Raw genomic sequence first — 4,821 nt, 5'->3', positions numbered from 1 at the left:
TTGAAACGTTGCGGGCTTTAGAGGGCTGACCAGCCCCCGTTCCTAAAAATTGAATATCCATTCGATACTTTCTAATTAATCAATATATAACATGGCTGTGCGGTTTTCCGATCGGAAATAGCGCTTGCCAGAAAAAGCAGTAGCTTCCTGTAATAAATCCTCTTGACTGTAGCCTTTTAGACGTTTGCGACCATCAGCCAAGCTTTCCAAATCAGTCAAAGCTGTGAGACTATCCATGCTAACAACTTCCTCATCTCCAACAGCCTTCATGTAAATCTTACCAGACTCTTCAAAGATCAGTTGATGGGGGAAAATTTGTGCAATCTCAAAGAGCAAGTCTTCTGAAATAACCTCTTCATTTTCAGAGAAAATTCGACCCAGACCCTCACTCTCATAACAAAAACCAAAGGATTTGCCAGACAGATTAAGCCGAATAAAAGGCTTGTTTTCTAGGGTGAAACTAGGTTCAGCATTGTAAAGATTCAGTTCCTGACTGAGTTCCGCAAAATAATCCGTCGCAGCCTCAGGATTTTTTTTCTGGTAGAGTTCTGCAAAGTAAGCATTGACCACGCTAGGTGGAGGAGTGATCAGTGCCAACTGCTCTTGCTCTGTTCTACCAGCTAGAAGTTGATCCAGATAGACCTTGTCTAGACTTGTATAGCCTCCATACTTTAAAGCCAAAGTTTTAATATCAGTCATAAAATTCCTCTAACCTCCATTTATTTTTCTCAGAAATGTAGCCTCTAATCACTTCACCGTCCTCTTGATAGTCACATCCTTCCAGAATCGCAACACTTTCTAAATCATGAATCTTGTAAGACTTTGAAAAAGGCACGCGCAGGGTAAAGGATTCAAAAATATTCTTGATTTTCTCTAAAAACAAAGCCTGCAAATTCTCACGACTATCCTCAGACTTGGCAGAAATGAGGGCGTAGGGCGTTTGGGTAGGCGTAAAATCTTCCACCAAATCCGCTTTATTATAAAGGGTCAAGCGAGGAATATCCTCCATGTCCAGGTCTTTCATGATGGACAGGACTGTTTTTTCATGCTCCTCATGGTAAGGATTGCTGGCATCGATAACATGAACCAGAAGGTCCACATGCTTGCTTTCTTCCAAGGTCGACTTGAAACTGGATACCAACTCTGTCGGCAAATCTTGGATAAAGCCCACGGTATCTGTCAAAGTTACTTGGAGATTTCCCCCCAGATGGATACTCTTAGTCGTCGCATCCAGAGTCGCAAAGAGCTCGTCAGCCTCATACTGGGTCTTACTGGTTAAGGTGTTCATGATAGTTGACTTCCCAGCATTGGTATAACCAATCAAACCAATCTTAAAGGTGCTGGACTCCAGACGTTTTTCTCTGACAGTCGCCCGATTTTTCTCAACCACCTTGAGCTGTCTTTCAATATCCGTAATTTGATTGCGAACACTACGACGGTTCAGCTCCAGCTGGCTTTCACCAGGTCCACGGGAACCAATTCCCCCTGCCTGACGGCTGAGCATAATTCCCTGACCAACCAAGCGAGGCAAGAGATATTTGAGCTGGGCTAGGTGGACTTGGAGTTTCCCTTCATGGCTTCGAGCCCGCATGGCAAAGATATCCAAAATCAACTGCATACGGTCAATGACCTTAACACCGAGAACTTCTTCTAGATTGACATTTTGCCTTGGGGTCAGACGGTTGTTGACGATGACAGTGGTGATTTCTTCTGCATCCACCATGAGGGCAATTTCTTCCAACTTACCAGAGCCAACGAAGGTCTTGGAATCATATTTTTCACGTTTTTGTCTGAAGCTATCTACAACGACTGCCCCAGCCGTTTTCGCTAAACTGGCCAATTCTTCCATGGAGAGGTCAAAATTGTTCATGCCCTGCAATTCCACACCAGTCAGCAGGACCCGTTCCTCTTTTTTCTCCGTTTCAATCATCTAAAAACTCCTCTATCTGGCTTAAAATGCGGTCTTGCACACCAGCTTCTCCAATCTGATAAAAGGTCACCTGCATGCGATTACGGAACCAGGTCAACTGACGCTTGGCAAAACGACGGGTAGCCTGTTTGAGACTCTCACTGGCTTCTTCCAAGGTCTGCTCTCCACGAAAATAAGGAAAGAGTTCCTTGTAACCAATCCCTTTAGCAGCCTGCACATCTGGATAATGGTCAAAGAGCCACTTGGCCTCATCCAAAAGCCCAGCCTCAAACATCAAATCCACGCGACGATTGATACGTTCATATAATTGACTGCGCTCATCATCCAAGCAGATAATCAGCGGTTCATACAAGGTCTCTTGATTTTCCAAATCCTGACCAAAATGGGCAATTTCCAAGGCACGCATTGCACGACGACGATTAAACTGGGGAATTTCAAGGCCTGCTTGCGCCACAAGATGAGCTAATTCCTCATCTGTATAGGGCTCCAAACTAGCCCGATAGGCCAAAATTTCCTCATGGGGAGTCTCCCCACCTAGGTGGTAGCCTTCAAGCAAGCTCTGGATATAAAGCCCAGTCCCACCGGCGATAATGGCTAGCTTGCCACGGCTGTGAATATCCTCAATAGCTATCTTAGCTTCTGAGACAAAATCAAAAGCCGAGTAAGACTCGGTTACCTCTCTAACATCAATTAAATGATGGGGAACAGTTGCCTGCTCTTCTGGACTAGCCTTAGCCGTCCCAATATCAAGTCCTCGATAGACTTGCTGGCTATCACCACTAACAACTTCGCCATTAAAACGCTTGGCCACTTCAATAGCAAGAGCTGTCTTTCCAACTGCAGTCGGTCCAACGATCACAATTATTTTTGTTTTCATCTTTTTTCCTTGAAAAATTCCCATTTTTTCGTTACTATTATTATAACACAAAAAAGTCAGTCAGAAAAATATGACCTCTTGAGGAGGCTGGCTGATTGAAAAGATAAAGGAGGAAGACTCATGGCTAAAGGATTCGCTAAAGGTCTTGTAACAGGTGTCGCAGGAACTGTCGCTGCAGTTGCAGGTGCAGTATACGCATTTAAAAAGAAAGTGATCGAACCAGAAGAGCAAAAAGCAGCTTTCATCGAAGAAAACCGTAAAAAAGCAGCTCGTCGTCGCGTATCACGTTAAAAAACAAAAGAAGTTGGGATTCATTGTCTCAACTTCTTTTTTCTATTCTTTTATATAGCTAGGTCAAACTTCAACTGTGGTTTGACAGGGTCATAATCCACCAACTCAAAGTCCTCTGCTTTGATATCAAAGAAATTGGTCCCATCTGGCACATTTAAAACCAAGCGAGGTTGGCAGTTTGACGGCTCACGACGGAGCAATTCCTGAGCTTGTTCAAATTGATTGTCATAGATATGAAGGTTGTTGATAAAGTAAAAGAATTTCCCAACCTTCCAACCAAAATGCTTGGCAATCATCATTTGAAGAGCCACATACTGCATAGCATTGATGTGGTGGGCCACTAGCATATCATTCGAACGCTGGGTCAAGGTCGCATCCAGGTAGATTTCTCCATCTACACGGCGGACATCAAACATGGTCTGAAAGGCGCATGGGAGCAGCCCATCTGTTTCTTCGAAAGCCTGGTAATCCCAAAGGGAGATAATGTTTCGACGGTTCCAAGGGTTAGCTTCCAACTGCTTGAGAAGCTTATTGATGATGTCGTGTTTCTTAACGACCGCCCCGTAACGCTCGCCAATAGTTCCCGTATCTCCCACTTCCCAGTCATTCCAGTAGTGAACATTGTACTTGTCATTAAGCACTTCTAGGCTATTGGACTGGTCTTGGTAGATCCAGAGCACTTCCTTGATGGCGGATTTGATGGCAATAGGACGCAAGGTTGTGATTGGGAATTCCCCCTTTGCCAAGTCATACTCGGCAAATGCACCCGTTACATACTTGGAGTTGGCAACTGTCCCATCCTTGTACTTAGGACGTGCCTGCTCAGAAAAGACACCGTCTTTGAGGATTCGTTCAATATTTTCTTTAAAAATCGTATCTGCTTTTGTCATTTACTCTCACCTCATTTATTGTCCTAACTAGTATAGCATAAAAAAGAAAGGAGGAAAATCACTCGCTTCTAGAAAGCAATTTTCTCCTTTTTTATTTTATTGCAATACAAGTGATGCTGCTCCAATAACCCCAGCGTCATTTCCTAGAGTTGCAAGAGCTAATTTTGTTGATGTGCGTACTTGTGGGAAGGTATTTTCATCGTAGACTTTTTGAACACCTTGTAGAAGGAATTCTCCCGCAGCTGATACACCACCACCGATAACGATTGTTGATGGGTTTAGGATTGAACCAATGTTAGCACAAGCGATCCCCAAGTAACGTGAGAAATTACGGTAAACGATCAAAGCAAGGTCGTCTCCTTCTTTTGCCAAATCAAAGACTGTCTTAGCAGTTACTTCTTCTCCGTTATCGATCAAGCGTTTCAAGGCTGCATCGCCTTCGTATTCATCGGCATAGCGACGAGTCAAGTTGACAATCCCTGTTGCTGAAGCAACTGTCTCAAGGCAACCTTTCTTACCGCAAGTACATGCGATTGGTTGGTCAAAGTCAACAGTGATGTGGCCAAGCTCACCTGCTGCACCAGCAACACCGTGAAGCAATTTGCCTTCAGCGACGATACCGCCACCAACACCTGTACCGAGTGTCATAAAGACAACGTCTGGTTGGTTATCACCAGCCCCCATCCAACGCTCACCAAGAGCCGCTACATTGGCATCATTATCGATGAAGAATGGAATACCCAAGACTTTTTCAATCTTTTCTTTAATTGGTTGAAGGGTTTTCCAGTTCAAGTTGTAGGCACCGATAACAGTCCCTTTTTCACGATCAACCA

At 44.2% G+C, this 4,821-nt stretch carries 6 protein-coding genes and 1 pseudogene; 1 reads left to right on the top strand and 6 read right to left on the bottom strand.

Annotated features, from left to right (window positions below):
- From QZ359_RS05740 to miaA, 4 genes and pseudogenes are all read right to left on the bottom strand, one after another.
- Positions 1 to 61, bottom strand: a pseudogene (locus QZ359_RS05740) (ribonuclease Z); the annotation flags it as partial.
- A 14-nt stretch (positions 62 to 75) separates the two neighbouring features.
- Positions 76 to 699: a cystathionine beta-lyase gene (locus QZ359_RS05735; protein ID WP_265526386.1), complete on the bottom strand. Its 624-nt coding sequence runs from the start codon at positions 697 to 699 to the stop codon at positions 76 to 78.
- Positions 692 to 1,930, bottom strand: coding sequence for a GTPase HflX (gene hflX / locus QZ359_RS05730; RefSeq protein ID WP_293963957.1), 1,239 nt, complete (start codon positions 1,928 to 1,930; stop codon positions 692 to 694). The genes QZ359_RS05735 and hflX overlap by 8 nt, the downstream gene beginning before the upstream one ends.
- Entirely contained in the window at positions 1,923 to 2,807 is an 885-nt protein-coding gene (gene miaA / locus QZ359_RS05725) for a tRNA (adenosine(37)-N6)-dimethylallyltransferase MiaA (protein ID WP_153192091.1), read from the bottom strand. The genes hflX and miaA overlap by 8 nt, the downstream gene beginning before the upstream one ends.
- A 120-nt stretch (positions 2,808 to 2,927) precedes the next feature.
- On the opposite strand from miaA, the gene QZ359_RS05720 reads away from it, so the two are divergent.
- Positions 2,928 to 3,098, top strand: coding sequence for a DUF3042 family protein (locus QZ359_RS05720; protein ID WP_001051780.1), 171 nt, complete (start codon positions 2,928 to 2,930; stop codon positions 3,096 to 3,098).
- A gap of 50 nt (positions 3,099 to 3,148) precedes the next feature.
- On the opposite strand, the gene QZ359_RS05715 is transcribed toward QZ359_RS05720, so the two are convergent.
- On the bottom strand, positions 3,149 to 3,988 hold the full coding sequence (locus QZ359_RS05715; RefSeq protein ID WP_000158617.1) for a thymidylate synthase: 840 nt from the start codon (positions 3,986 to 3,988) through the stop codon (positions 3,149 to 3,151).
- Between the two features lie 96 nt (positions 3,989 to 4,084).
- Positions 4,085 to 4,821: ROK family glucokinase (locus tag QZ359_RS05710; RefSeq protein WP_293963956.1), on the bottom strand; the 737-nt coding region annotated here is incomplete at its 5' end.

This window comes from Streptococcus sp., from assembly GCF_019414905.1.
Taxonomy (GTDB): Bacteria; Bacillota; Bacilli; order Lactobacillales; family Streptococcaceae; genus Streptococcus.
The sequence above is the reverse complement of the archived record's forward strand: the minus strand, read 5'-3'. Positions and strand labels throughout refer to the sequence as shown.

Excerpts from the sequence above, each read along its gene's own strand:
- hflX (WP_293963957.1), bottom strand. The coding sequence starts at position 1,930 with ATGATTGAAACGGAGAAAAAAGAGGAACGGGTCCTGCTGACTGGTGTG.
- QZ359_RS05715 (WP_000158617.1), bottom strand. The coding sequence starts at position 3,988 with ATGACAAAAGCAGATACGATTTTTAAAGAAAATATTGAACGAATCCTC.
- QZ359_RS05735 (WP_265526386.1), bottom strand. The coding sequence starts at position 699 with ATGACTGATATTAAAACTTTGGCTTTAAAGTATGGAGGCTATACAAGT.
- miaA (WP_153192091.1), bottom strand. The coding sequence starts at position 2,807 with ATGAAAACAAAAATAATTGTGATCGTTGGACCGACTGCAGTTGGAAAG.
- QZ359_RS05720 (WP_001051780.1), top strand. The coding sequence starts at position 2,928 with ATGGCTAAAGGATTCGCTAAAGGTCTTGTAACAGGTGTCGCAGGAACT.